Source organism: Mycobacterium sp. MS1601 (assembly GCF_001984215.1).
Lineage (GTDB): Bacteria > Actinomycetota > Actinomycetes > Mycobacteriales > Mycobacteriaceae > Mycobacterium.
The window spans coordinates 1975504-2000225 of sequence record NZ_CP019420.1 but is presented as its reverse complement, the minus strand read 5'-3'; the positions used below and the strand labels follow the sequence as shown (position 1 = coordinate 2000225).

22 protein-coding genes and 1 tRNA gene are annotated in these 24722 nt (G+C 67.2%); 8 read left to right on the top strand and 15 right to left on the bottom strand.

Features of this window, described 5'->3' with window-relative positions:
- Nucleotides 1-59: 59 nt before the first annotated feature.
- The gene (locus tag BVC93_RS09815; protein ID WP_192860372.1) at nucleotides 60-1700 is read right to left on the bottom strand and encodes an adenylate/guanylate cyclase domain-containing protein; all 1641 of its coding nucleotides are present in this window, start codon (nucleotides 1698-1700) and stop codon (nucleotides 60-62) included.
- Between BVC93_RS09815 and BVC93_RS09810 the strand changes: the two genes are divergently transcribed.
- Nucleotides 1699-2907, top strand: a complete 1209-nt coding sequence (locus tag BVC93_RS09810) for a DNA polymerase III subunit delta' (protein WP_083737002.1) — start codon at nucleotides 1699-1701, stop codon at nucleotides 2905-2907. The genes BVC93_RS09815 and BVC93_RS09810 overlap by 2 nt on opposite strands.
- 69 nt (nucleotides 2908-2976) lie before the next feature.
- A tRNA-Thr gene (locus tag BVC93_RS09805) sits at nucleotides 2977-3052 on the top strand.
- Nucleotides 3053-3072: 20 nt separating this feature from the next.
- Here BVC93_RS09805 and BVC93_RS09800 read toward each other — a convergent pair.
- From BVC93_RS09800 to BVC93_RS09780, 5 genes are read right to left on the bottom strand one after another with little or no spacing between them, the layout of a single operon-like run.
- Nucleotides 3073-4845, bottom strand: coding sequence for a hypothetical protein (locus tag BVC93_RS09800; protein ID WP_083740935.1), 1773 nt, complete (start codon nucleotides 4843-4845; stop codon nucleotides 3073-3075).
- Nucleotides 4835-5812: a UDP-glucose 4-epimerase GalE gene (gene galE, locus BVC93_RS09795; protein WP_083737001.1), complete on the bottom strand. Its 978-nt coding sequence runs from the start codon at nucleotides 5810-5812 to the stop codon at nucleotides 4835-4837. Before galE ends, BVC93_RS09800 begins: the two co-directional genes overlap by 11 nt.
- A gap of 13 nt (nucleotides 5813-5825) precedes the next feature.
- Nucleotides 5826-7055 carry a hypothetical protein gene (locus BVC93_RS09790; protein WP_335583130.1) on the bottom strand — a complete coding sequence of 410 codons (1230 nt, stop codon included), beginning with the start codon at nucleotides 7053-7055 and terminating at the stop codon, nucleotides 5826-5828.
- Nucleotides 7052-8380 (bottom strand): M1 family metallopeptidase, encoded by a 1329-nt coding sequence (locus BVC93_RS09785; protein ID WP_442929036.1) that lies wholly within the window; start codon nucleotides 8378-8380, stop codon nucleotides 7052-7054. The genes BVC93_RS09790 and BVC93_RS09785 overlap by 4 nt, the downstream gene beginning before the upstream one ends.
- Nucleotides 8377-12258 carry a Pls/PosA family non-ribosomal peptide synthetase gene (locus tag BVC93_RS09780; RefSeq protein ID WP_442929035.1) on the bottom strand — a complete coding sequence of 1294 codons (3882 nt, stop codon included), beginning with the start codon at nucleotides 12256-12258 and terminating at the stop codon, nucleotides 8377-8379. The genes BVC93_RS09785 and BVC93_RS09780 overlap by 4 nt, the downstream gene beginning before the upstream one ends.
- Before the next feature lie 245 nt (nucleotides 12259-12503).
- On the opposite strand from BVC93_RS09780, the gene BVC93_RS09775 reads away from it, so the two are divergent.
- Nucleotides 12504-13571, top strand: a complete 1068-nt coding sequence (locus tag BVC93_RS09775; protein WP_083736997.1) for a TerC family protein — start codon at nucleotides 12504-12506, stop codon at nucleotides 13569-13571.
- A 32-nt stretch (nucleotides 13572-13603) separates the two neighbouring features.
- Complete coding sequence (locus tag BVC93_RS09770) at nucleotides 13604-14002, top strand: hypothetical protein (RefSeq protein WP_442929034.1); 399 nt, start codon at nucleotides 13604-13606, stop codon at nucleotides 14000-14002.
- Between the two features lie 29 nt (nucleotides 14003-14031).
- On the opposite strand, the gene alc is transcribed toward BVC93_RS09770, so the two are convergent.
- The 3 genes from alc to BVC93_RS09755 form a co-directional block, all read right to left on the bottom strand.
- On the bottom strand, nucleotides 14032-15066 hold the full coding sequence (gene alc / locus BVC93_RS09765) for an allantoicase (protein ID WP_083736995.1): 1035 nt from the start codon (nucleotides 15064-15066) through the stop codon (nucleotides 14032-14034).
- A gap of 24 nt (nucleotides 15067-15090) precedes the next feature.
- Nucleotides 15091-15606, bottom strand: a complete 516-nt coding sequence (locus BVC93_RS09760; RefSeq protein WP_083736994.1) for a 2-oxo-4-hydroxy-4-carboxy-5-ureidoimidazoline decarboxylase — start codon at nucleotides 15604-15606, stop codon at nucleotides 15091-15093.
- A gap of 66 nt (nucleotides 15607-15672) precedes the next feature.
- The gene (locus BVC93_RS09755) at nucleotides 15673-16161 is read right to left on the bottom strand and encodes an inorganic diphosphatase (RefSeq protein WP_083736993.1); all 489 of its coding nucleotides are present in this window, start codon (nucleotides 16159-16161) and stop codon (nucleotides 15673-15675) included.
- 62 nt (nucleotides 16162-16223) lie between these two features.
- Here BVC93_RS09755 and dacB point away from each other — a divergent pair, with 62 nt between their 5' ends.
- The 4 genes from dacB (at nucleotide 16224) to hpt (ending at nucleotide 20240) form a co-directional block, all read left to right on the top strand.
- Complete coding sequence (dacB, locus tag BVC93_RS09750; RefSeq protein WP_083736992.1) at nucleotides 16224-17597, top strand: D-alanyl-D-alanine carboxypeptidase/D-alanyl-D-alanine endopeptidase; 1374 nt, start codon at nucleotides 16224-16226, stop codon at nucleotides 17595-17597.
- Entirely contained in the window at nucleotides 17594-18637 is a 1044-nt protein-coding gene (locus BVC93_RS09745) for a zinc-dependent metalloprotease (RefSeq protein ID WP_083736991.1), read from the top strand. The genes dacB and BVC93_RS09745 overlap by 4 nt, the downstream gene beginning before the upstream one ends.
- Nucleotides 18616-19593: a tRNA lysidine(34) synthetase TilS gene (gene tilS, locus BVC93_RS09740; protein WP_083736990.1), complete on the top strand. Its 978-nt coding sequence runs from the start codon at nucleotides 18616-18618 to the stop codon at nucleotides 19591-19593. Before BVC93_RS09745 ends, tilS begins: the two co-directional genes overlap by 22 nt.
- A gap of 71 nt (nucleotides 19594-19664) precedes the next feature.
- Nucleotides 19665-20240, top strand: a complete 576-nt coding sequence (hpt, locus tag BVC93_RS09735; protein ID WP_083736989.1) for a hypoxanthine phosphoribosyltransferase — start codon at nucleotides 19665-19667, stop codon at nucleotides 20238-20240.
- On the opposite strand, the gene BVC93_RS09730 is transcribed toward hpt, so the two are convergent.
- From BVC93_RS09730 to BVC93_RS09705, 6 genes are read right to left on the bottom strand one after another with little or no spacing between them, the layout of a single operon-like run.
- Nucleotides 20237-20791: an Lrp/AsnC family transcriptional regulator gene (locus tag BVC93_RS09730; RefSeq protein WP_083736988.1), complete on the bottom strand. Its 555-nt coding sequence runs from the start codon at nucleotides 20789-20791 to the stop codon at nucleotides 20237-20239. The two genes, hpt and BVC93_RS09730, sit on opposite strands and share 4 nt — an antisense overlap.
- Before the next feature lie 31 nt (nucleotides 20792-20822).
- Nucleotides 20823-21608 carry an SDR family NAD(P)-dependent oxidoreductase gene (locus tag BVC93_RS09725; RefSeq protein ID WP_192860251.1) on the bottom strand — a complete coding sequence of 262 codons (786 nt, stop codon included), beginning with the start codon at nucleotides 21606-21608 and terminating at the stop codon, nucleotides 20823-20825.
- Nucleotides 21605-22501 (bottom strand): ABC transporter substrate-binding protein, encoded by an 897-nt coding sequence (locus tag BVC93_RS09720; protein WP_192860250.1) that lies wholly within the window; start codon nucleotides 22499-22501, stop codon nucleotides 21605-21607. The genes BVC93_RS09725 and BVC93_RS09720 overlap by 4 nt, the downstream gene beginning before the upstream one ends.
- A gap of 32 nt (nucleotides 22502-22533) precedes the next feature.
- Nucleotides 22534-23289, bottom strand: coding sequence for an SDR family NAD(P)-dependent oxidoreductase (locus tag BVC93_RS09715; RefSeq protein WP_083736985.1), 756 nt, complete (start codon nucleotides 23287-23289; stop codon nucleotides 22534-22536).
- Nucleotides 23290-23302: 13 nt separating this feature from the next.
- The gene (locus BVC93_RS09710) at nucleotides 23303-24049 is read right to left on the bottom strand and encodes an amino acid ABC transporter permease (protein WP_083736984.1); all 747 of its coding nucleotides are present in this window, start codon (nucleotides 24047-24049) and stop codon (nucleotides 23303-23305) included.
- Nucleotides 24042-24713, bottom strand: coding sequence for an amino acid ABC transporter permease (locus BVC93_RS09705; protein WP_083736983.1), 672 nt, complete (start codon nucleotides 24711-24713; stop codon nucleotides 24042-24044). The genes BVC93_RS09710 and BVC93_RS09705 overlap by 8 nt, the downstream gene beginning before the upstream one ends.
- Nucleotides 24714-24722: the final 9 nt, after the last annotated feature.

Sequence of the window (24722 nt, the reverse complement as noted above, 5' to 3'; positions counted from 1 at the left end):
GGCGCCCGATGCGGCTGCGTGGCCCCAGCGAAGCATGGGGGCGGACAGGAGAGCCGGCGCTATTTGATCGGAATCTCGCTTGACACAGCGAGATTGACCGGTCGGGCCAACTGGGTGGGCGCGGTGCGGCCCCGTAGGTTGACGATCTCACCGACGTCCCAGGCAAGCGCTTCGGCGTCGACGGCGTTGCTGACCGCCGTCGCTGACGCCAGCACGTGGCCCGGTTCCAGCTTGGCCAGCTCGGTCAGGCGCGCTGCTTCGTTGACCGGATCGCCGATGACGGTGTATTCGAAGCGGGCTTGCGCTCCGATGTGTCCGGCGATGGCACGGCCCGCCGACACCCCGATACCGAACTCGGCGTTGCCCAGCACCGGCAGCAGTTCGTCGTGCATATCGCGGGCAGCGGCCAGCGCTGCACCCGAGGAGTCGGGGTGCTCGATGGGGGCGCCGAAGATGCACAGCGCGGCGTCGCCCTGGAACTTGTTGACGAAACCGCCGTGGCGCGCCGCGGTGTCGACCACCACGCGGAAGAACTCGTTGAGCAGGATCACCACTTCGCCGGGCGCGCGGGTGGAGGCCAGATGGGTGGATCCCACCAGGTCGACGAACAGCACTGCGACATCACGTTCTTGGCCGCCGAGCTCGGTTCCGCGCTCCAGAGCGCGCCGGGCCACGTCCTCACCGACGTAGCGGCCGAACAGGTCTCGTAAGCGCTGTCGCTCGGCCAGATCGCGCACCATGTCGTTGAACCCGGCCTGAAGCAGGCCCAGCTCGCTGGCGTCGTAGATCTGCATGTGCGCGTTGTAGTTTCCGCGCTGCACCTCCCCGAGCGCCCAGCGCAGCTGTCGCAACGGGTCCGCGATGGACATGGCCACCAGGACGGTGCCTGCCAGCCCGATCACCAACGCGGCCAGGGCCATCAGCAGAATCGGAATCAGCGTCCGGTCGGCCGAGGCCCGGAACAACGACAGCTTGCTGGCCCCGACACTCAAGATGATGGCCAGCAGCGGTACCCCGGTGGACAGCACCCAGGTGAGCACCTGGCGCAGGATCACCCCGGGAGCCTGGAAGTTCTCCGGCACCCCGCCGCGCAGAGCCGCCACGGCCACCGGCCGGAGCACCCGCTCGGACTGCAGGTAACCGATGATGGCGGTGGCGGTGGCTCCCAGGCCGGTTGCCACGCCCAGCACGGGCAGTGAGTGTTTGGCGGTGGACCACGCGGCCAACGCGAACACGATGCCACCGATGCACCAGTTGGCCAGGCTGATCAGGGTGCGGTAGATCGGCATCCGCAGGGCGCGGGTACGGGCCAGTTCGGTGGACACCAGGTCGTCGTCGGTGAGCAGCCCGTCGCGGCGTTGCCAGCGGAACACCGGCATCAGCAGTCTGAGGCTGACATAGGCGCCGATGGCGAACGAGACCAACAGCACCGCCAGGAAGATGGTCAGGTTGGCCGCGGGCAGATCCTGGAGCTGCACGCGGTCCTCCGGCGGCAGCCCGAAACGCAGGAAACCGAGTACGAACAGCGCGCCGATGATGTCGGCTTGCAGCATGCCCAGGGTGAACACCGGCCACGGCGTGCGCACCACCCAGTGGACGAATGCGCTGACTCGCCCTCTCGGTACTGGCTCGGTGGTCACCCGATTACCGTATCGGTCGGCACTGTCCTGTCGCTGCCAGCCATTAGGGTTGGCAGCGATGTCCGGTGTTTTCACACGTCTGGTTGGCCAGCATGCCGTCGAGGCTGAGCTGGTGGCTGCCGCCACCGCCGCCCGAGCGGGTGGCGCCCATAGCGGGTTGACCACCGGCTCGATGACCCATGCCTGGCTGATCACCGGACCGCCGGGATCGGGGCGCTCGATCGCGGCGCTGTGCTTCGCCGCGGCGCTGCAGTGCACGTCAGAGGGGGTTCCGGGCTGCGGCGAATGCCGTTCCTGCACCACCACCATGGCAGGCACCCATGGTGACGTACGCCGGATCATCCCGGAGGGGCTGTCCATCAGCGTCAGCGAGATGCGCGCCATCGTGCAGATCGCGTCCAGGCGCCCCAGCACCGGTCGCTGGCAGATCGTGGTGGTCGAGGATGCCGACCGGCTCACCGAGGGCGCGGCCAACGCGCTGCTCAAGGTCGTCGAGGAGCCGCCGCCGTCCACGGTGTTCCTGCTGTGTGCGCCGTCGGTGGATCCCGAGGACATCGCGATCACCCTGCGCTCGCGCTGCCGCCACGTCGCCCTGGTCACCCCGACCACGGACGCCATCGCGCAGGTCTTGATGGAGTCTGACGGAATGTCTGCGGACCAGGCGGCCTGGGCGGCGTCGATCAGCGGTGGTCACGTGGGCCGGGCGCGACGGCTTGCCACCGATTCGGATGCCCGCGACCGGCGCAAACGCGCTCTGGGGATGGCACGCGATGCCGCCACTCCGACACGAACCTACGCCGCCGCCGAAGAACTGGTGGCCGCCGCCGAAGCCGAGGCCAAGGCACTGACCGAGGGCCGCAACGAAGTCGAGACCGAGGAGTTGCGCACCGCGTTGGGTGCGGGCGGCACCGGCAAAGGTGCTGCCGGGGCCATGCGCGGAGCTGCCGGCGCCATCAAAGACCTGGAGAAACGACAGAAATCCCGGCAGACGCGGGCCTCGCGGGACGCACTGGACCGGGCCCTGATCGACTTGGCCACCTACTTCCGCGACGCGCTCCTGGTGGCGTCGAAGGTGCAGGGGGTTGCTCCGCATCACCCCGACATGGCCGATCAGGTGTCTGCCATGGCTGCGCATGCCTCGCCCGAGCGTCTGCTGCGCTGTATCGAGGCGGTGCTGGAATGCCGGGAGGCCCTGGCCATCAATGTGAAGCCGAAATTCGCGGTCGACGCGATGGTCGCCACTGTCGGGCAGGCGCTGCGGAACTAGCCGGAGAGAAGTAGTTTGGTCCCCCGCAGGCCTTGGCCGTAGACTCGTGCCGCCCGGTTCGCCGAGCGCGCCACCCTAGCTCAGTCGGTAGAGCAATTCACTCGTAATGAATAGGTCAGGGGTTCGATTCCCCTGGGTGGCTCCATTGTCGAGGTCCGCGCCGGGTCACACAGGCGCCACGAAACCCACAGGTCCAGACGCCAGGCAGATCGACAGCGCCGCCGTCTGCGCCTCCACCGTGATGGCGCTGCCCGCCCCCGGTAGGCGCACGAACACCCGGTTGAGGCCGGGCCGCACCGGCACCCTGGTCTCGGTGCCCTCGTCCAGGGCCACCACGATGGTGCCGTCGCTGTTGGCCAGGTAGTTCAGTTCGGCGGTCCAGTCCGCGGGCAGCAGCGGCCCGTCCAGCGCCATGGTGACCGGCTGATCGGGCTGGGCCAGGTAACCGCAGCCGGGCACCGGGCCCTGCACAATGGATCGCACCCACGTCACCTGCGCGTCGGCCAGACGCCCGTTCATGTCCAGCATGCGCAGATCCGTGGTGTTCGAGGTGAATTGGGGGCGGTCCGACAGCAGCGCGAACATGTGCCCAGCCAGGTTCTCCGGCCATGCCACCCGCTGCAGGATCAACGGGTCCACCTCCTGCTCCAGCATCGGTGCACCCGACTGCGCGGCCTGCGACAGCGCCGCCCGGGCGTTCTGCAGATAGGCCTTGGTGGGGTTGTCCCGCCAGCTGGTCAGGAATGTCGATGTGGAGTACAGGCTGCTGGCCAGAAACGCGATGACGACGACACCCACCACCGCAGTGCGCCGACGAGACTGGTCCAGAGCCGGCGAGGGACGATTCGGTGCCGTCAGCCCGATGGCCGCCAGCAGTGCCAGCACCACCACCAGATCTGGCAGGTACCGCAGCGTCTGCGCCAGCTCCAGCGCGGTGAACTTCGAGGATCTCATCAGGTAGATCGGGATCTGGCACGCCACCGCATAGGCCAGAGCCGTGGCCAGCACCAGACCGATCCGCTGCTTGCGGGCCACCGCCAGCGCGACCGCCACGCCCAGCGTCAACCAGCCCAGCACCATCACGGTGACCGGTGGCAGCGCCCACGGCGACGCCGGAGCCCACCGCTGCCAGTCCCAGGGGCCGCCCGCCAGGCCCGGTACGATTCCGTGAGTGAAGCTGCGCTGCAGCAGATCCCATGTCATGCCGAGATCGGTGCTCCAGCGCTGCTGGTCCACCACGACCACGTACAGGGCTATCCAGGCTGCCGTCACCACCAGTGACGGGCCCCATAGCAGGCGCCCGCGCCGCCACGCCGAACGCAACCAATCACGTTCGGCGCCAACGTAACCGATCAGCGCGACGATGGCGAACGCCACGAACGGGATGACGGCTGCCTTCTCGAAGAACAGCAGACCGCCGACGAACACCGCCGTACCGGTCACCGCATACCGGCGAGCTCCGCTGCGCACCAGCAGGATTGCATCACCGCATACCCAAGCCAGCGCGGCCAGCATGGGCAGCGAGTTCAACCCGGCTGCCCACCACGCAAAACCCGGCACACCCAGCGGGGTGAACAGCGCAAAGACCAACGGCAGCAACAGCACCGGCCGCCACCCCAGGATCAGATACAGCGTGCGCAGCAGCGCCAGCGACGCCAGCGCCTGCAGCACCACCAGGCTGATGGCCGGGCCCGCCCACACCAACGGTGCCAGCCGGGTGATCAGCCCACCCAGCAGGAAACCCGCAGGCATCACGTGTCCGTCGTGGTCGTCGAACAGGTAACCCGGTGACCACAGGTCCTGGGTGCCGGCCCGGCCCACCAGGATCAGGTCGTCCCAGTAGAAGTAACCGCCGAACGCCAGCACCCCGCGGACCACCAGGGACAGCGCGATCAGTGCGAGCGCGACATTCCTGACGCGAAGTTCTTTAACGCGGATAGGTGTCTCCGGCCTGCTGGCGGGCCCGCCACGCCGAGGCCACCATGTCCTCGAGCGAGTGCCGCATGGTCCAGCCCAGGTCACGGGCCGCCAGGTCGCCGGCGGCCACGATGCGGGCCGGGTCCCCGGGCCGACGCGGGGTGATCTCGGGTTCGAAGTCGATGCCCGTCACGTCGCGGATGGCCGTCATGATCTGCCGCACGGAGGTCCCGGAGCCGCTGCCCAGGTTGTACACCGGCTCCACTGCTTGGCCCCCCGCCAGCCGCTGGGCCGCCGCAACGTGCGCCAGCGCCAGGTCGGCGACATGGATGTAGTCGCGCACGCAGGTGCCGTCGGGTGTCGGGTAGTCATCGCCGTTGATCTTGGGGGTGGCGCCGCGGTAGAGCATGTCGAACACCAGCGGAAACAGGTTGTGCGGGCTGGCGTCGAACAGGTCGTCAAAGCCGGATCCGACCACGTTGAAGTACCGCAGGCTGGTGTGGTGCAGTCCGGTGGCCCGTGCCTGATCGGCCAGCAGCCATTCACCGATCAGCTTGGTCTCGCCATAGGGCGACTGCGGAGAGGTGGCGGTGGTCTCGTCGACGATCTCGACGTCGACGGCGCCGAAGGTGGCGGCACTGGAGGAGAAGACGATCTTGTCGACGCCGGACTGCTCCATCGCCCGCAGCAGGATGACCATGGCAGTCACGTTCTGCTCGTAGGTGTGCAGCGGCAGCTTCACCGATTCGCCGGCGTACTTGTATCCCGCCACGTGGATCACGCCCTGCACGTGGTGGCGGGCCACGGTGTCCTCGACCAGTGCGGCGTCGAGCAGAGTGCCCTGCACGAAGGTCGCCTGCTCGGGTACAAAGCTCTTGAACCCGCTGGAGAGGTCGTCGAACACCACCACGGGTATATCGGCGGCCAACAGCGCGCGGGCCACATGCGAACCGATGTATCCGGCGCCACCGGTCACCAGCCAGCTCATGTCATCTCCTCGATCATCGGGGCGGTCCCTTGGCAGCGTAGGTGAGGGCGACGACGTGCACGCCGATGCCCACCACCGGCCCGCACAACAGGGCCACCACTGTGCGGGTTTCCAGCGGCAACGGCAAGGTCAGCAGCAGAGCCGACATCACCGTGGCGCTGACCCACCCCAGTGAGTACGCCCGGTGCAGGGCGGCGGCCACCGCGGCGGCGCCGGTGACGGTGAGCAGGGCGATCGCGACGGCACCCGCGGTCAGCCAGGCCAGCAGTGACCCGTCGACGGTGTACGCAGCGCCGAACCCCACCTGCATCAGCCACGGACCGACGAGGCCGGCCAGCAGCACCGCCACCACGCCCAGCGCCGCGACCAGCGCACCGGGCCGGGCAAGCGCGCGCAACTCCCGGCCGTGGTCGACGAAGTAGGCGATCATGTTTCCCTGCATCGCCGTCAGTGGCACCAGCAGCGGCGCGCGGGTCAGGGTCACCGCGAGGATCACGACGCCGCCCGCGGCGCCGAGATTGCCGCCTGACGTGGCTTGCAGGAGCACCGGAAAGCCCATCACCAGGATGGCGCTGGCACCGGTGGCGGCCACGGCGTGTGCCGCGCCGCGCAGAAACGAGCGGGGACTCTCCCTGGCCACGAGCCTGGCCGCGGCGCGGGCAGTCGGGGACAGCGCCAGCATCAGTAGCCAGGAGCCCGCTCCGGCCACCGTGGCAAACAGGAATCCGACCAGCCCCCAGCCCACGACGACGGTGGCGACGGCGACGGCCACACGAAGGACGGCATCGGTTGCCATCAGGGCCCCGTAGTGGCTCCACTGGTTGACGCCGGCCAGCGAACCCAGCAGCGTCGCGTGCAGGCAGACGCCCGCCAATCCGAGGGCCAGCAGGATCACCGACAGCAGCCGCGCGTCTGTGAAAACGTGTGGTGCCCACAGGGCGGCACTGCCGGCCAACGCCGCCGCGGCGGCGGCGCCGACGGCTGCGGCAACCCTCATCGGGTGTGTCCGCGGAAGAGTGTCCGAAGTGCTGGCGGCGGCCAGCCGCACCTCGCGGGTGGTCTGCTGCAGCAGGCCGAATGCGGCACCTGACACCAGGCCGAACGCACCCCAGAACACGGCGAACACCGAGAACCCAGCGGGGTCGAGATCACGTGCGGCCAGGTAGAGCACCAGGTAACCGCACACCGCGGTCACCGCAGTAGCGACGCCGACCTTCGCGACGCTGCTGCCGGTGACACTCACAGGTCTGGGACTGCCGTCGAGTAGAGCCACGCCTGCCACAGCGGGCGTAGCGATTGATCGGAGTAGTTGGCGGCCAGACCGGTGAAATCATCGGTGACCACGGTGGAGTGCCGGTAGCGCGTGGTCCAGTTCTGCAGCAGCGCAAAGAAGTTCTTGTCGCCGATGCGCTTGCGCAGCGCATGCAGCAGCAGTGCGCCGCGTTTGTAGACCCTGTCGTCGAACATGTCGCGGGGCCCGGGGTCGGACAGCAGCAGGTTCTGCGGGGACGACTTGAGACGCTGGTGGTAGCGGCGGGCGCATTCGTTGGCGCTGGGGCCGCCGGACTCCTGCGACCACAACCACTCGGCGTAGCATGCGAACCCCTCGTGCAGCCAGATGTCGCGCCAGCGTCGCGCGGTCACACTGTTGCCGAACCACTGGTGGGCCAGCTCGTGGGCGATCAGGCGTTCGTCGGAGCGCTTGCCGTCGCAGTGATTGGCCCCGAACACCGAAAGTCCCTGGGCTTCGAGGGGAATCTCGAGGTCGTCGTCGGTGACCACCACGGTGTACCCACTGTCCAGCGGATACTCGCCGAACAATTTGACGAACAGTGTCATCATCTGCGACTGGCGGCCGAAGTCGTGGTCGAAGTCGCGTTTGAGTCGCTCGGGCAGCACGGCGTACATGGGTACCGGCGACTTCGGCAGCTTGTGCCGCACGTAATCGCCGATCTGCAGTGTCGCCAGATATGTCGACGTCGGCTCCGCCAGTTCGTAGGTCCAGGTGGTCATGCCGGCTCGGACCTTCTTGCCCAGCAGATCCCCGTTGGCCACGGCGTAATAGGGGCTGTCGGTACTGACGGTGATGCGGAAGCTGGCCTTGGCGGCGGGATGGTCGTCGCAGGGGAACCACGACGCCGCGCCGTTGGGTTGCCCGGCGACCAGTACTCCGTTGGTCAGTTCCTCGAAACCGACGTCCCCCCAATGGGTTCGGATTGGTCGCGGCGAGCCGTTGTAGCGGATGTTGACGGTGAGGGCGGCGCCCGCGGGCAGCTTGGAGTCCAGTGCGATGTTTAGCTTGCCGTTGGACGATTTGAAATGTTGTGGGCGTTTGCCGTTGACCGACACCTTCGATACCGCCAGCGCCGGCGACAGATCCAGGGAGAACGACTTCAATTCGGCCAGCGTCACTGCGGTGATCGAGACCGAGCCGGCCAGGCGGTTGATCGCCATCTTGTACTCGATGTCCAGTTCGTAGCGGGACACGCGATAGCCGAAGTTGCCGTTACCGGGCAGGTATGGGTCGATCACCGGGTCTGTGGTGGACGGAGCCTTCTTCTTTCTCAAGCGCGTGACTTCTTTTTCTTCGAATTGACCCACGCCGCAATGGGATTGCCCTGCCATCGGGTGGATGGCGGCACCTCGTCGCCACGCATCACCAGCGACGCGGGGCCGATGGTGGCCCCTGCCCCCACCTTGGCGGCGGGCAGTGCGACACAGTGGGTGCCCAGGGTGGCGCCCTCTTCGAGAATCACGGTGTCCATCCGCATGATGCGGTCGTGGAACAGGTGCGTTTGCACCACACAACCGCGGTTGACGGTGGCAGCCCTGGCCAGCGTCACCAGATCGGCTTCCGGCAGCCAGTAGGTCTCGCACCAGACACCGCGGCCGATCTTGGCGCCCAGACCGCGAAGCCACAGGTTCATCACCGGGGTACCGCTGGCCGCGCGGGCGAACCAGGGCGCGGCCACGGTCTCGACGAAAGTGTCAGCCAACTCGTTGCGCCAGACGAACGACGACCACAGTGGATGCTCGGTGGCCGGGATGCGACCCACCACAAGCCATTTCGCCAGCACTGCGATCAGCCCGGCGATGGCACCCGCCGCCAGTAGCACGGCCCCGCCCACCAGGGCCGCCCACAGGTAGCCGAACTCGGTGACCACCATCTGCAGTGCCGCCAGCACGCCGACCCCGATCGCGAACGTGACGATCATCGGCAGCAGCCGGCAGGTCTCCACGGCACCGCGCATGACCTTCAGCCGTCGCGGCGGTTCGAACGTGCGCTGTGCGTCGGCCGCTGTGGGCTGGCGGCGCAACCGAACCGGCGGGCTGCCCAGCCACGACGACCCGCGTTTGGCTTTGTGAGGGGTGGCGGACAACACGGCCACCAGGCCGTCGTCGGGCACCCGTCGGCCGGGTTGGGTGATGCCTGAGTTGCCCAGGAATGCCCGCTTGCCGACAGTGGCCTTGGCCACGTGGATCCAGCCGCCGCCGAGCTCGTAGGACGCCACCATGGTGTCGTCGGCCAGGAACGCACCGTCCTCGACGACGGTGAACTTGGGGGTCAGCAGGGCTGTCGAGATCTCGGTGTCCTTGCCGACCTGTGCTCCCAGCAGACGCAGCCACCAGGGTGTGAGCAGGCTGGCGTACAAGGGGAACAGGTAGTTGCGGGCGGCGTCCATCAGGCGTTCGGTGGCCCACAGCTGCCAGCCGACGCGGCTGCGCACCGGGTGGTAACCCTCGTTGAGTCCGACGGCCAAAAGCCGCACCCCGATGACGGTCAGCCCGGCGTAGACGAAGATCGCGGCGAAAGTGGCCACCGGCACCCACATCCACGCCGCCAGAACCGCGTCCACGGCGGTGGCCGTGTCGCGGACCGACCAGCCGATGACCGCCAGCCCGGCCGCCAGTGCGACCAGCGGCAGCGCACCCAGCAACATCGACGTGACGCCGTACATCGCCACCCACACCGGGGCCCGCGCCGGCCGGTGATCCGGCCACGGGTGCTTGGCTTTGCCGGACTTCACCGCGGGGGAGCCCTTCCAGTACTGCCCGTTCTTGACCTTGCCCACCACCCCGGAGCCCGGGGCGACATCGGCGTTCTTGCCGATCACCGCACCCGGCAGCAGTGTGGTGCGGGCACCGACCGTCGCGTCGTTGCCTATGGTGACCTCGCCGACGTGGAACAGATCACCGTCGACCCAGTGTCCGGACAGATCGACCTCCGGTTCGATGGAGCTGCGGTGACCCAGCGTCATCATCCCGGTCACCGGAGGTGACGAATGCAGGTCGACACCCTTGCCGACTTTGTTACCCAGAGCGCGGGCGTAATAGACCAGCCACGGCGCGCCGGCCAGGTTTTCGGCGCCGCTGGCCTCGGCCAGACGTTCGGCGAGCCACACCCGCATGTGTTCGGAGCCGCCGCGCTTGTAAGTGCCCGGTTTCAGATTCGACAGCATGATCTGTGCTCCCAGCACAGCGATCGCCATCCGGCCCACCGGGCTGATGAAGATCAGGAACCCGGCCAGGATCCACCACCAGTTGACGGGGACCAACCAGGGCACGGCGCCGGCGAAGAGATTGTTGAGCAGGGCCAGCCAGGTCACCCACTGCAGACCGGTCAGGGTTGCCAGCGGCAGTGACAGCACCACCTGCGCGGCCTGGGTGAACAGCGGCGTCGGCTTGACGTTGCGGATCTCCACCTCGACCGGCGGGTCCAGTTCGTCGAGGTAGCCGGCCAGTGATCCCAGGCGCGGATGGTCATAGAGGTCGGCAACCGTCACCTGGGGGTAGCGCTGGCGCAGTGCGGCCACCAGTTGTGCGGCCGACAGTGAACCACCGCCCTCGGCGAAGAAGTCGGCTTCGGGGCCCTCGATGTGGGCGCCCAGCACGTCGCGCCACAGCCTGGCCAGCCAGCCCATGGTGCCACCGAGGTCGTCGGCCTCCTCGTGAACGTCCAGACCGGGCGGCGGCCACGGCAGCGCGTTGCGATCCACCTTGCCCGAGGTGCGGGTGGGCAGTTCGTCCACCAGCACCAGGCGCGGCACCAAGGCGGCGGGCAGTGCTTCGGCCAGGGCTGCGCGGGCGGCATGGATGTCGAAGTTCGGGTCGGCGGATGCGATGTATCCCACGAGTAGTGGTGTGCCGCTTGTGGTTTTGCGTACCGCCGCGGCGCCACCCGAAACGCCGGGCAGGTTCACCAGCGCGGAGTCCACCTCGCCGAGCTCGATACGACGTCCGCCGACCTTCACCTGATCGTCGGCGCGGCCTTGGAAGTACAGCCCGTCGGCTTCCAGGCGCACCAGATCGCCACTGCGGTACGCGCGGGCCCAGCCCAGTGAATCCATGGGGGCGAACTTTTCGGCGTCCTTGGCCGGGTCGAGGTAACGGGCCAGTCCGACACCACCGATGACGAGTTCGCCCACTTCGCCGTAGCCGACCTGCCTGCCGCCGGGGTCGACGACGGCCAGGTCCCAGCCGGGCAGCGGCAGCCCGATGCTGACGGGCCCCCGGCCGTCCAGTGGAGCGGCGCAGGCCACCACGGTGGCCTCGGTGGGGCCGTAGGTGTTCCAGACTTCGCGGCCGTCGACGGCCAGGCGTTCGGCGAGTTCGGGTGGGCAGGCCTCGCCGCCGAAGATCAGCAGCCGCACCGCTTCCAGGGCCTCGGCCGGCCACAGGGCCGCCAGGGTGGGCACCGTCGAGACCACGGTGACGTCGCGAGAGACCAGCCACGGACCCAGGTCCATGCCACTGCGCACCAGTGACCGCGGGGCGGGCACCAGGCAGGCGCCGTGCCGCCATGCCAGCCACATCTCCTCGCAGGACGCGTCGAAGGCCACCGACAGCCCGGCCAGCACCCGGTCGCCGGGGCCGATCGGATTGCCCTGGAGGAAGATCTGGGCCTCGGCGTCGACGAATGCCGCGGCACTACGGTGTGTCACCGCGACGCCCTTGGGGGTTCCGGTGGAGCCCGAGGTGAAGATGATCCACGCGTCGTCGCGGCCCAGCGGGGGCGCCGCACGCCAACCTCTGGATTGGCCGGTACGCCTGGCCAAGCCGGCTTCGGTGATCACTGCCACCACGTCGGCCTCACCGAACACCAGATCGGCGCGCTCCGGTGGATCGTCGGCGTCCACCGGGACGTAGGCGGCGCCGGCTGCCAGTGTCGACAAGATGGCGACGTAGAGCGCATAACTGCCAGACGGCATGCGAATGCCGATGCGGTCGCCGCGCCCTATGCCACGGGCCGCCAGCCAGCCCACGCTGTCCTCGATGTCGGCGATGAGTTCGCTGTAGGTGAGCTGGACGGTGCCGTCGTCGAGGGCGGGCGAGTCCGGGAAACGGGCCGCCGTGTCGTAGAGGATGTCGATCAGCGTCCGCGGTTTCGGGGCCGACGTCGACAGCAGGTACTGCGACGGAATTCCGGTGCTGGGATCGGCTGACACAATCTGTGGATCCTAGGCGTCGGTGATGACGACGGGGTGCCGCGCGCGCCCAGCGTGGGTACTCCGTTTGGCGAAAGACCGGGACCACCTGACAGAATGTTCGTCAGAGGGGAGTATTCCTTCGCTGCGGTGTCGTCAATACGTTGTCCGTCCATACGGGTGACCGGCGCCGTGGACCGCTATCGGCGTCACGCAGCGGTGGAAGAGACCTCTGGCGTTTCGTTGACGACCGGAGGCTTCTCTGCATGAACGTTTCGGGGCTCGAATGGGCCATCACGCTGGGCGTGACCATCGCGATCATCGTGTTCGACGTGATCGTGATCGCCCGCAATCCGCACGAACCGTCGATGAAAGAGTGCGGTAGGGCGCTGTCGGTCTACGTCACCCTGGCGATCCTGTTCGGTTTGTGGACATGGTTCTTCCACGGCGGGCAGTACGGCCTGGAGTTCTTCGCGGGCTGGCTCACCGAGTACAGCTTGTCGGTGGACAACCTGTTCATCTTCATCATCATCATGGCCAGCTTCAACGTGCCGAAGAAGTACCAGCAGGAAGCCCTGATGGTGGGCATCATCCTGGCGCTGATCTTCCGCGGCATCTTCATCGCGCTGGGTGCGGTGGCCATCAACCAGTTCTCCTGGGTGTTCTACATTTTCGGCCTGTTCCTGGTGTACACGGCGTGGAAGCTGGTCAGCGGCGGCGACGACCACGATGACGGTGACAATGCGGTGGTCAAGTTCGCGCGTAACCACCTGAGCACCACCGACAAGTGGGACGGGCTGCGCCTGTGGATCAAGGAGGACGGCAAGCGTCTGATGACGCCGATGTTCCTCGTCATCGTCGCACTCGGCACCACTGACCTGATCTTCGCGCTGGACTCGATTCCGGCGATCTACGGCCTGACCCAGGAGCCCTACCTGGTGTTCGCGGCCAACGTCTTCGCGCTGATGGGTCTGCGCCAGCTGTACTTCCTGCTGGGCGGCCTGGTCCAGCGGCTGGTGTACCTGTCCTACGGGCTGGCCTTCATCCTGGCGTTCATCGGCGTGAAGCTCTTCTTCCACGCGCTGCACGAGAACGAGCTGCCGTTCATCAATGGCGGTGAGCACGTGATGGTGCCGGAGATCCCGACGCTGCTCAGCCTGGGCGTGATCATCGTGACGCTGGCGATCACCACCGTCGCGAGCCTCTACAAGACGCGCTCCGATGAGAAGAAGGCCGCCGACCCCGATGTTCCGGTGGATCCCTCGGAGAATTCGGCCGTGAAGCCCAGCGAGGAGTCGCCCGGTACTTCGCGTCCCGCTGATCCCAACCACTGACAGCGCTTCGGCGGTTGTCTACCGTCGGCGTTGTGAGTCATCAGAGTGGGTTGCGCATGTTCATCGCCGATGACGACTGGACTGAACTGACGGCGGGCGGAGCGCCCGCCGTCAGGTTCAGTGCGCCGGATCTGCAGCAGGCTCAGCGCGTTCGTCGCCGGCTTGCCGGCGAGTGCGTGTTGGATGTCACCGTCGTGGTCGATGACGACTTTCGATCGGCGCAGCGCCTGCTGTCTGAGCTGGAAGTCGGTCAGGACACCCTTGCGTACGCCGGCACGCTCGACGGGCTGGCCGGGCTGCTTGCCGACATCTACCTGGCCGGTGTGGCCGACGGCGTGACGCTGATTCCCGCTGCCCCGCAGCAGGACGCCCGCTCGCTGGCCGAAGCGGCTTCGCAGCGGGTGGCCCTGCGGTTGCGCATCGCTGCGTAGGAAGCCACCGCTGGGGTGGCCAGACTGAGTTAGGAGCTGGCTTCCCAGCGGCCCTTCAAGGCTTGCAGGCCATCGTCGGTCAGAGCGCCGAACAACCGCACCCGAGCCATGCCGCCGTCGGGGTAGATGTCCAGCCGCGCATCGGTGATCGGGCGGTCGGTGTCGATCAGGAAGCGATGCCGGGTGTCGGGCAGCAGATCGGTCATCGGCATCAGTTCGAACCACTCGCCGTCACCGTCGCGGCCGGACAGCCGGGCCGAACCAGGCGCATTACCAATGAAATACGACGTGTCCAGCTCGGCTGCGTTCAACACGCCCTGGCCGGCCAGACGGATCTGCACCCAGTCGTTGCCGCTGTCGCGGCGGCGCGAGGTCTCCCAACCCTCGCCCATGTTACGGGCCCCGCCGGGCAGCAACAGATTGTTGGGGGAGCTGTAGAACATGTTGGAGCAGGCCGTGATTCGGCCGCCGTTCTCCAGTGCGGCCAGGTCCAGGGTCATGTTCTCGGCGAACTTCGGGTCCAGCAGGCCCTCGCCGTGTACGCGGAAACGTGCGACGCCGCCGTCTGGGTAGATGGACAGTCGCACATGGGTCCAGCGACGAGTTGAATTGACCTTGAACGGGTTTCGGGTGTCGCCGTTGACATTGGTCCGTTCGACGATGGTCTCCCACGAGGTCTTCTCGACAAGCTCCTCGGTCGAGGGGTATCCGCTGACCTGGGCGGCCTCCACCGAGATCTGCGGAGGGTAGTTGCCGGTGAACCAGGCGGTGTCGACCACCACGCCACGCACCACGCCGGGCACCCCCAGCCGCACGATTGCCGCGTCGCAGGCGTCGGGTCCGGCGCCCCGGCGGCGGCGGGTCTCCCAGCCGTCGTACACCTGGCCCTTGTGGCCGAACGTCGCGGGACGGAATTCCGCGGGCTTGGGGGTGATCAGGTTCTCCCGCTCGGCGAACAGATCGTCATTCGCCCACAGCGCCGAACCGCCAGAGGAACGCGCGGCGAGGTCGGGGAGCGACAGGAAATGCGAATGGGATCCGGGGCCGGTTGCAGGAGTGCTCACCCGGTAGACCTTAATGGAATACCGTTACCAGTTCGAAAAGCCGCCCTCCGGCCCGAGCATGCGCTCCAGCCGAGTGCGGTTGATCTTGGCCAGCTCATTGCGCACGACCTTGCGTTCGGTCTCCAGGTCGTTGTGCATCCGGTCAGCCATCGCGGCGGAAACTTCGGCGCAGCTCATCCCGCCGACGAACATCACGAACTCGAACCCGAACTGCTCGCGGTAGCGCGCAGCGCCCTCGCGGAGGGTTGTCATCACCGATTGGTCGTCGTTCCACACCGAGCACTGCTCAGCAGCGGATTTCACGCTGCCCGGGCGGGCTCCGATGTGCGGATACGCCTCCAGGATGCTGTCGATCGCGGTGTCGGGCAGGGAGAACAACAACGCATCCGCCCGGCGGAACAGGGCGTCGTGACAGTCATACCCACGACCCCGGGCGAGCGCGCGTGCCAGCGAGACGTCGTTGCAGCACTCGTAGAGCGCGTGCACCGCGCGGCGCTCGGGCATCGTGTTGAAGGCCTCGAGGCCGATTCCCTGATGCATAAGCACAAAGTCATGATCCGAGCAACATGCCACGCCGGGGTTACGGCGTGTTACGACAGTGCTAAATCAGTGTCCGGAGGTCTTGAACCGCTCGACCGAACGCAAGTACTCGGCCTCGGCTTCCTCGCGGCCCACCCAGTCGGAACCCTTGACGAACTTGTTGGGCTCGAGGTCCTTGTAGTGCACGAAGAAGTGCTGGATGGCGTCCAGCTCGAACTTCGACACGTCGGAGATGTCCTGAATGTGGTCCCAGCGCTTGTCGCCGGCCGGCACACAGAGCACCTTGTCGTCGCCGCCGGCCTCGTCGACCATCTTGAACATGCCGACCGGGCGGGCCTCGACCAGCACACCGGGGAACACCGATTCCGGCAGCAGAACCAGGGCGTCCAACGGATCGCCGTCCTCGCCGAGAGTGTCTTCGATGAAGCCGTAGTCGGTCGGGTAGGCCATCGGCGTGTAGAGGTAGCGGTCCAACTTGACCCGTCCGGTCTTGTGGTCCACCTCGTACTTGTTGCGCTGTCCCTTGGGGATCTCGATGGTCACGTCGAATTCCACGTGGCTCTCCTGAAGTCTGTAGTCGTCGGGACAAACCCTAGTGCAGCGCTACTCTGCACTGCATGCGTCCCGGTCGTTGGCGGAAGTCCACGCATCTGGCGCTCGGCGCCGGAGTCGTGGTGCTGGTCGCCATCGTGGTGGCCGTTGCCGCGCTGGTCACCGGCGGCAAGAAGCAGCCCGACCCGCAGATCACCGCGCAGCCCGCTGCCGTCACCGCCGACCCGGCTGTGGTCCCGGTGGCCGACGGGGCGCCGTCGCCCACCCGGGCCGGGCTGGCCCGTGCCCTCGCGCAGGCACTGGCCGACCCGAATCTCGGGAACCTGACCGGCCGCATCACCGACGCCTCGACCGGTGAGGTGTTGTGGGAGCAACGCGACGACGTGCCGATGCAACCGGCCTCGACCAACAAATCGCTGACCGCGGCCGCTGCGCTGCTGACGCTCGACCGCGACGAGCGGCTGACCACAACGGTGTACGCCGGCACCACGCCGGGAGTGATCGTGCTGGTGGGTGGAGGTGATCCGGTGCTCTCGGCAGCCCCGGCCGACGAGGACACCTGGTACCGCGATGCCGCGCGGATCAGTGATCTGGTGGACGGGGTCCGCGCCCGCGGCATCAAGGTGACCGATGTTCAGGTCGACACCTCGCTGTACACCGGCCCGGACATGGCGCCGGGCTGGGACCCGCTGGACATCGACCTCGGCGACATCGCACCCATCCAGTCGGTGATGCTCGATGCCGGACGCACCCAGCCCACCAGCTATGACTCTCGACGCTCGCACACCCCTGCCCTGGATGCCGGCCGGGCGCTGGCCGCGGGTCTGGGGGTCGACCCGGCCAGGGTCACTTTGGTGCCGCGCGCGCCGAAGGGCTCGGAGATCGTCTCGGTGCAGTCGGCGCCGCTGATCGAGCGCCTGCGACAGATGATGGGCGCCAGCGACAACGTCATGGCCGAGACCATCGGCCGAGAGGTCGCGGCCGCCGCGGGCAAACCGCTCAGCTTCGCTGGTGCCGCCGACGCGGTGCTGGAGCAGTTGCGCGACGCCGACATCAACCTCGACGGCGCCCATCTGCTCGATTCCAGCGGCCTGTCGATCGACGACCGGCTGACCGCCCACACCCTCGATGACGTGATGTTGGCGGCCGCAGGCCAGGAACACCCGCGGCTGCGCCCACTGCTGGACCTGCTGCCCGTCGCGGGGGGAAGTGGCACGCTGTCGAACCGGTACCACGATGACGTCACCGGAACCGCAGCCGGCTGGCTACGGGCCAAGACCGGGAGTCTGACGGGCACCAATACGCTGGCAGGTGTGATCACCGATGCCAGCGGCCGGGTCCTCACCTTCGCGTTCGTCTCCAACGACGCGGGGCCCACCGGCCGCATCGCGCTCGACGTGCTGGCGGCCACGCTACGGTCGTGTGGGTGCGAGAAATGAGCGGTAGTTCCATCGGAGCGGCGGTTGACTGGGGCTTTGCGGCCACGGTCGGGGCGAAGCTCGCCCGTTCTGCTCCACCCGCCACCGAATACACCCGGCACCAGGCGATTTCACAGCTGGCGGAGTCGTCCAAAGCGGCGGAGCCGCCGGTGCGTGATGTCACCCGACTGCATACCGACGGCACGGTGCCCGAGGCCCGCATCGTGGATCGCCCCGAGTGGATCAAGGCCGCGACGGAATCGATGCGCGCCATGACGGGCGGTGCGGCGACGCCCAAGGGTGTCCTGACGGGCCGCGTCACCGGCGCCCAGACGGGGGCGGTGCTGGCGTTCGTGTCCTCGGGCATCCTCGGGCAGTACGACCCGTTCGTGTCTTTGACGGACGACGGCGGCGGCTGCCTACTGCTGGTCTATCCGAACATCATCGCGGTGGAGCGCCAACTCCGGGTGTCGCCCAAGGATTTTCGACTGTGGGTGTGTCTGCACGAGGTGACGCACCGCGTCCAGTTCACCGCCAACCCGTGGCTGGCCGGCTACATGAAATCGACGCTGGAGGTGCTCACCGCCGACAGCAGTGACGACTTCGGGGCCATGGTCGGCAGGCTCAGTGAGTTCGTCAAACAACGCCGCGCAGAAGGAGATTCGACTGGCGGTGGCGTCCTGGACCTCATGCGCGCCGTTCAGTCGGATGAGCAACGTCAGGCGCTGGACCGACTGTTGGTGCTCGGCACCCTGCTGGAGGGGCACGCCGATCACGTGATGGACGCGGTGGGCCCGGCGGTGGTACCCACAGTCGCCTCGATCCGGCACAGGTTCGAAGAGCGCAGGACGCGCAAGCAGCCACCGCTGCAACGGATTCTGCGTGCACTGTTGGGTGTGGACGCCAAGCTGGCGCAGTACACCAGGGGCAAGGCGTTTGTCGACGACGTGGTGGGCCGGGTCGGCATGGACCGGTTCAATACGGTGTGGACCAACAGTGAGACCCTTCCGCTTCCCGACGAGATCGATCACCCCGAGAAATGGATCGACAGAGTCCTGTAGGCCGCATCGCCGCCGCGGTGTCCGCCTTCGCGAAATGCCACGTCCCCGAGGCGAAACGCTGGTGCGTCGCACTGTCCGGCGGCGCGGATTCGCTGGCGTTGACAGCTGGTGCTGCCGCGGTGTTGCCCACCGTTGCCCTCGTCGTCGATCACGGCCTGCAGCCTGGCTCCGCTGCGGTGGCAGGAAAAGCGCGTGCGCACGCGCTGGAACTGGGATGTGTTGATGCACAGGTTCTTACGGTGAAGGTCGGCACCGCGGGTGGTCCGGAGGCGGCCGCCCGCACCGCCCGGTACGAGGCGCTGCAGCAGGCACGCGACCACGCGCCGGTGCTGATCGGCCACACCCTCGATGATCAAGCCGAGACGGTGCTGATGGGCCTGGGGCGCGGTTCGGGTCCGCGGTCCATCGCTGGGATCAGGTCATGGGATCCGCCGTGGGGCCGGCCCTTGTTGCACCTACGCCGTCACGACACCGAGGCGGCCTGTCAGGAACTGGGCCTGACACCCTGGCAGGACCCGCACAACATCGACAGCCGGTTCACCCGGTCGCGACTGCGGATCGAGGTCCTGCCTCTGCTGGAAGACATCCTGGGCGGCGGGGTCGCGCCTGCGCTGGCCCGCACGGCGGCAGCGCTACAGGAGGACGGTGACGTCCTCGACGCGCTCGCTGAACAGATCTGGCTCGACGTCAGAAGCGACCGGCTGCCCGTGGACGCGGTGGCTGATCACCCGGCTGCCGTGCGGCGCCGGGTCCTGCGACGCTGGCTGCTGGCGGGTGGAGCCGTCGGGCTCACCGACAAACAGATCAGGGCGGTCGACGCGCTCGTGACCACCTGGCACGGCCAAGGGGGGGTGGCGGTGCCCAGCCGACTGCGCGATCAGCGGCTGTTCGCGGGCCGCCGCGACGGTCATCTGGTGCTCTATCGCGAGCCGGTCCGGCCTTCGGGCCAGATCTGATGAGCCGGACCCTGAGCCCCCCACCCCGGCTCCTTCGTCACCGCCTCGTCGACCCGGCTAAGCTGTGACTCGTGCCTTCGCATACCGCCGAGTTGTATCCCGGGGACATCAGGTCGGTATTGCTCTCGGAGGAACAGATCCGGGACAAGACTGCCGAACTGGCAGCGCAGATCGGCGCGGACTACCGTGACGCCTCCGCAGGTCAGGACCTGCTCCTGATCACGGTCCTCAAAGGCGCCGTCATGTTCGTCACCGATCTGGCCAGGGCGATCCCGCTGCCCACCCAACTGGAGTTCATGGCCGTCAGCTCGTACGGTTCGTCCACGTCGTCGTCCGGCGTGGTGCGCATCCTCAAGGATCTGGACCGTGACATCCACGACCGCGACGTGCTGATAGTCGAGGACATCATCGATTCGGGGCTCACGTTGTCGTGGTTGCTGCGCAACCTCGCCACCCGGCATCCCCGCTCGTTGCGGGTGTGCACTCTGTTGCGTAAACCCGAGGCGGTACGTGCCGAACTCGACGTCAGCTATATCGGTTTCGACATCCCCAACGAGTTCGTCGTCGGGTACGGCCTCGATTACGCCGAACGCTATCGGGATCTGCCCTACATCGGGACGCTGGAACCGAAGGTCTACAGCCACTAACTCTCGGGATCTGCCGGCACGCCGAACGTGCGTGTCCACAGGTCTTCCACCGGCACCTCGCCGAGGCTCAGCAGCGTCTCGAAGCGCTGTAGTCCACGGATCGGGTACAGCCGATCGAGCAGGATCTTCTGCAGGTGGTTGTAGTCGCTCACCCGGAATCGTGCGACCAGGTCGTAGCCTCCCGTCACCACGGACAGCTGTTCGAGTTCGGGAACCGCACGCAACTGCATGAGCAGTTCCTCCAGATCGGTTCCCGGTGCGATGGTGACGGGCAGATAGACCAGGATCGGAAGGCCGACGGCGGCCCAGTCGACGGTGATCGAGTAGGCCTTGATCACCCCGGACCGTTCCAGCTTGGCGATGCGCTCGCCGACCGACGGGGCCGACATGCCTATCTGCTTGGCGATCTGTCGTTGCGACATCCTGGCGTCGGCAGCCAGTAGGGCCAGGATTGCGCGGTCGGTGTCATCGAGGTCGACGCGCGCGCTGGCGCGAGCCACCGCTTTGGACAGGCCCTGCATCCCTGTGTGGTCTCCCGAACCAGTCGTCATGGTCTGTGATTCCTCGTCTTTCGGCGGACCCTCAGCTAACCAGCCCGCCGTCGGCGGCCAGCGCTGTGCCCGTCACATAGGAGCTGTCGGGCCCCAGGAGAAAGACCACGCAGCGGGCCACTTCGTCGTAGCTGCCCTCGCGCCCCAACGGAACCATCGACTCGACCACGCTGCGCCGCCGTTCCAGTTCGGCCGCGCTCATGTCGATCCGGCGGTCGGTCATGACGGATTCCAGTGGGCCCGGGCTGACGCAGTTGGCCCGGATCCCGTTGGCGCCGAAGTCGACGGCGATGGAACGGGCCAGGCCAAGAAGTGCGGTTTTGGATACGGTGTAGGCGGCCTCGTCGGTAGCCGCCCGGTGCGCTGCGCTGGAAGCGGTCATCACGATCGACCCACCCCCGCCGTCGATGAGCTCCGGGATGAGCGCGCGCGTGAGCAAAAACGCCGAGCGCACGTTGACCGCCATCACCAGGTCCCACAACGCCACGTCGGTGTCGACCACGGAGCGGGCCGCCAGTGGGTCGATACCGGCGTTGAGGAACGCCCGCCCCAGGCCACCGGGCAGAGTTCGCCCGGCGGCCACGACAGCGTGGGCGAGTTCCTCGGTGGCGACGTCGCCGACAACCGTCAGCACCCGCACTCCGTGGCTGCGCAAGTCTTGGGCTGTGTGCGCCAACCGGTGCTCGTCGCGGTCGACGAGCACCAGGTCACCACCGGCCGCAGCGATCAGGTGGGCTGTGCGTGAGCCCAGCCCACCTGCCGCTCCGGTGACGACGGTGGCGCCGTCGCTGAGTACGCGTGACCCCAACGGGGTCACGCGGCTCCGTTGAGGTAGGGGAATCGCACCGGCACCGTCGGTAGACCCGCGGCAGTGGCGGCATTGCCCACCCACTGGTTCCACAGCCCGGCGAGTGTGCCGTGCGAGGTGAGGTACAGCAGGGCGTTGTCGATGTAGGACTTGAGGCCGAACTGGCCGGCCGGCACGAAGTAGGTGTTGACGTCCACCAAGGACGAAGGACCCGGCAGCACAGTCAGATTCGGGTACTGCTCGAGTGCATCGGCGATGTTGAACTCGCTGAGCATACTGACGTCGGACTGCCCCGAGGCGACGTCCTGGATGGCCTCCTGGTTGCCCAGGCTCTTGGTTTTGGCGTTGGGGTACAGCAGCGGCACCGCGGCTTCCTGAGACGACCCCGCCAGCACCGCGATGGTGATGTCGGGGTTGTTCAAGTCGGCTTCGCTACGTAGTGACAGTCCGGGACGCTGCAGGATCACATTGGATTCGATGAACGCCGGCTGGGTACTGAACAGAACCTGCTGGGCCCGTGACGGCAGGATGGTCGCGGGGATCCCGGTCATGTCGAACCGGTCGGCGACCAGACCGGCGAACAGCTGCGAGAATTCCATCTCCACCCATTCGATCTCGACTCCGAGATCGGCCAGGATCATCTTTGTCAGTTCGATCGAGTAGCCGGTGGGCTCGTCGTTGTCGTCGCGAAACTGCAAGGGCGCAAACGTCAGATCCACCCCCAGGCGCACTTTTCCGTCGGAGATGATGCGCTGCAACAGATCATCGGAGGAGGCGGCGGACCCTGAGCCGGACGGCGACGCCGTGCTGGTGCAGGCGGCCACTACCGCTGCGGAGCCAACGGCCAGGCCGCCGGTCAGGATGGCGCGTCGAGAACCGAAGATGCGCGGGGATTCGGTCATGGAGAGTGCCTTTCGATGGTGGGTTGAGGGGTTCATTCGAGGAGCCAGCCACCATCGACGACGAGGGTGTGCCCGTGGATGTAATCTGCGGCGTCGGACGCCAGAAACAGTGCGGCGCCCGCGATGTCGGCCGGTGTGCCGAGTCGGCGCGCCGGGATCTTCTGGCCGGCCTTGGACAGTTTCTCCGGGGTGTCGAGCACGGCGAGAGTCAAGTCGGTGGCGATGGTGCCCGGTGCTATGGCGTTGACGTTCACTCCGTGTGGGGCGAGTTCGACGGCGGTGGACACCGTGAGTTGCCGGACGGCTGCCTTGGACAGGTCGTAGATGCTCTCGGGAGTCGACGACGACACGAAGGCGGCGGTGGACGCGATGTTGACGACCTTGCCGCGACCGGCGGCGACCATGTGCTCGGCGGTCGCCTGCTGGACGAAGAACGCGCCCTTGGCGTTGACGCCGAGCATCAGATCCCAGTCCGCCACGTCGTAATCGGCGAACGGCTTGGCACGGGCGACGCCGGCGTTGTTGATCAGGACGTCCAATGTGCCGTGTTCGCGAGCCAGCGTGGCCACACATTCACGGACGGCCAGGGTGTCGGAGACGTCCAGTCCGTGTGCCTTCGCTGACCCGCCGGCTGCGATGATCAACTCGACCGTGGCCGCCGCGGCGGCTTCGTCGCGGTCGAGCACCGCCACATGGTCACCCGCGTCGGCGAACGCGGTGGCAATGCCGCGGCCGATTCCGGATCCGGCGCCAGTCACCAGCACGGTGCGGGGGGTTGCGGTGGTCATCGCTTGCGGGTCCTTACCTTCGCGTTTCGGGCACTGTGGACACCGGCAGCGGTGTCTCGGTCACTTGGTCGACGGCAACCGGTTCGATGTGGGTGCTGCGCCCGCGGCCGGAGCGTTCGAGGCGGCGCACTCCCCAGGTGATGAATGCGACGGCGACGATGTAGAGCACGGCGGCGAAGCTGTAGAACTCGAACGGGGAGAACGAGGTCTGTGCCAGGCGCTGCGACTGGAACATGAGTTCGGGAACAGCGATCATCGCCAGCAGCGACGTGTCCTTCAGTACGTCGGTGAACTGGTTGCCGATCGCCGGGATCATCGCCCGCAGCGCCTGCGGCAACTCGACGTGCAGCATGGTTGTGGTGCGGCCCAGCCCCAGCGTGTCACCAGCTTCGCGTTGGCCGGGGTCGAGACGCTGCAGACCGGTGCGGATGATGTCTGCCAGGTACGCACTGTTGAGCAGTGCCAGCGAGATGATCCCGGCCGGAATGGGTGCGAAACTGACCTGCAGGCTGATCGCGAGGCCGAAGTACACCCAGATGATCAGCACGTACAGGGCCACGCCGCGGAACACCTGGATGTAGGAGAACGCGAGCCAGCGCAGTGTGCGCCACCGCGAGGTGCTCAACAGGGCGATGCCGATACCAGCCAGCAGTGCGGCCGCCATGGCTGCCACTGCGACCAGCATGCTGACCCCGAATCCTGCCAGCAGCTTCGGCATGTTCACCCATACCGGGGAGAAGTCGAGCTCGAAATCACCCATGGCGCACCCGTCCCCGGTCCAGACGCCGTTCGATCAACAGGCCGGCGAGGGCCACCACGACGGTGATGGCGATCAGGATGACACCTGCTGTGGAGTACAGCTCGAAGGGGGCGAAGGACCGTGTCGAGACCTGTTTGGCCACGTAGAGCATGTCGGCGACGCCGATGACGGAGACGATGGTGGCACCCTTGAGCAGTCCGACGAACACGTTGATAGACGGGCCGATGATGAACCTGGCCGCCTGTGGGAACGTCACCCGCCAGAAGGCTGTCATTCCGGGCAGGCCGAGCGCGGCCGACGCCTCGTGTTGCCCGACATCGACAGCCTGCAGGCCGGACCGGTACACTTCGGCCATGTAGGCCGAGCCGGTCAGTCCCAGTGCCAGGACTGCTGCCAGGAACGGGCCGAGGTTCGCCCCGGTGGCCTGTGGCATGCCGTAGTAGAGCCAGTACATGAAGACCAGCAGTGGAACCCCGCGCAGCAATGTGAGCCACAAGTTCGCGGCGGCCCGCAGCGCCCCGTAGCGGGACAGCCCCACGGCGGCGACGCCGAGCCCGATGCCAAGGGCCACCACCATGCCCCACACCGCGATCTCGACGGTGAGTACCAGTCCTTCGAGCATCGCGGGGAGTGCTTCTGCGATGATCCGCTCGTTGAACAACATCTGCCGCGC

Bases quoted from the DNA above. Each gene is read 5' to 3' on its own strand.
- BVC93_RS09810 (WP_083737002.1), top strand. From the start codon at position 1,699: ATGTCCGGTGTTTTCACACGTCTGGTTGGCCAGCATGCCGTCGAGGCT.
- BVC93_RS09730 (WP_083736988.1), bottom strand. From the start codon at position 20,791: ATGACGACTGGTTCGGGAGACCACACAGGGATGCAGGGCCTGTCCAAA.
- BVC93_RS09705 (WP_083736983.1), bottom strand. From the start codon at position 24,713: ATGTTGTTCAACGAGCGGATCATCGCAGAAGCACTCCCCGCGATGCTC.
- BVC93_RS09775 (WP_083736997.1), top strand. From the start codon at position 12,504: ATGAACGTTTCGGGGCTCGAATGGGCCATCACGCTGGGCGTGACCATC.
- tilS (WP_083736990.1), top strand. From the start codon at position 18,616: ATGGATCGACAGAGTCCTGTAGGCCGCATCGCCGCCGCGGTGTCCGCC.
- dacB (WP_083736992.1), top strand. From the start codon at position 16,224: ATGCGTCCCGGTCGTTGGCGGAAGTCCACGCATCTGGCGCTCGGCGCC.
- galE (WP_083737001.1), bottom strand. From the start codon at position 5,812: ATGAGCTGGCTGGTGACCGGTGGCGCCGGATACATCGGTTCGCATGTG.
- BVC93_RS09715 (WP_083736985.1), bottom strand. From the start codon at position 23,289: ATGACCACCGCAACCCCCCGCACCGTGCTGGTGACTGGCGCCGGATCC.
- BVC93_RS09745 (WP_083736991.1), top strand. From the start codon at position 17,594: ATGAGCGGTAGTTCCATCGGAGCGGCGGTTGACTGGGGCTTTGCGGCC.
- BVC93_RS09720 (WP_192860250.1), bottom strand. From the start codon at position 22,501: ATGACCGAATCCCCGCGCATCTTCGGTTCTCGACGCGCCATCCTGACC.
- BVC93_RS09760 (WP_083736994.1), bottom strand. From the start codon at position 15,606: ATGCATCAGGGAATCGGCCTCGAGGCCTTCAACACGATGCCCGAGCGC.
- BVC93_RS09710 (WP_083736984.1), bottom strand. From the start codon at position 24,049: ATGGGTGATTTCGAGCTCGACTTCTCCCCGGTATGGGTGAACATGCCG.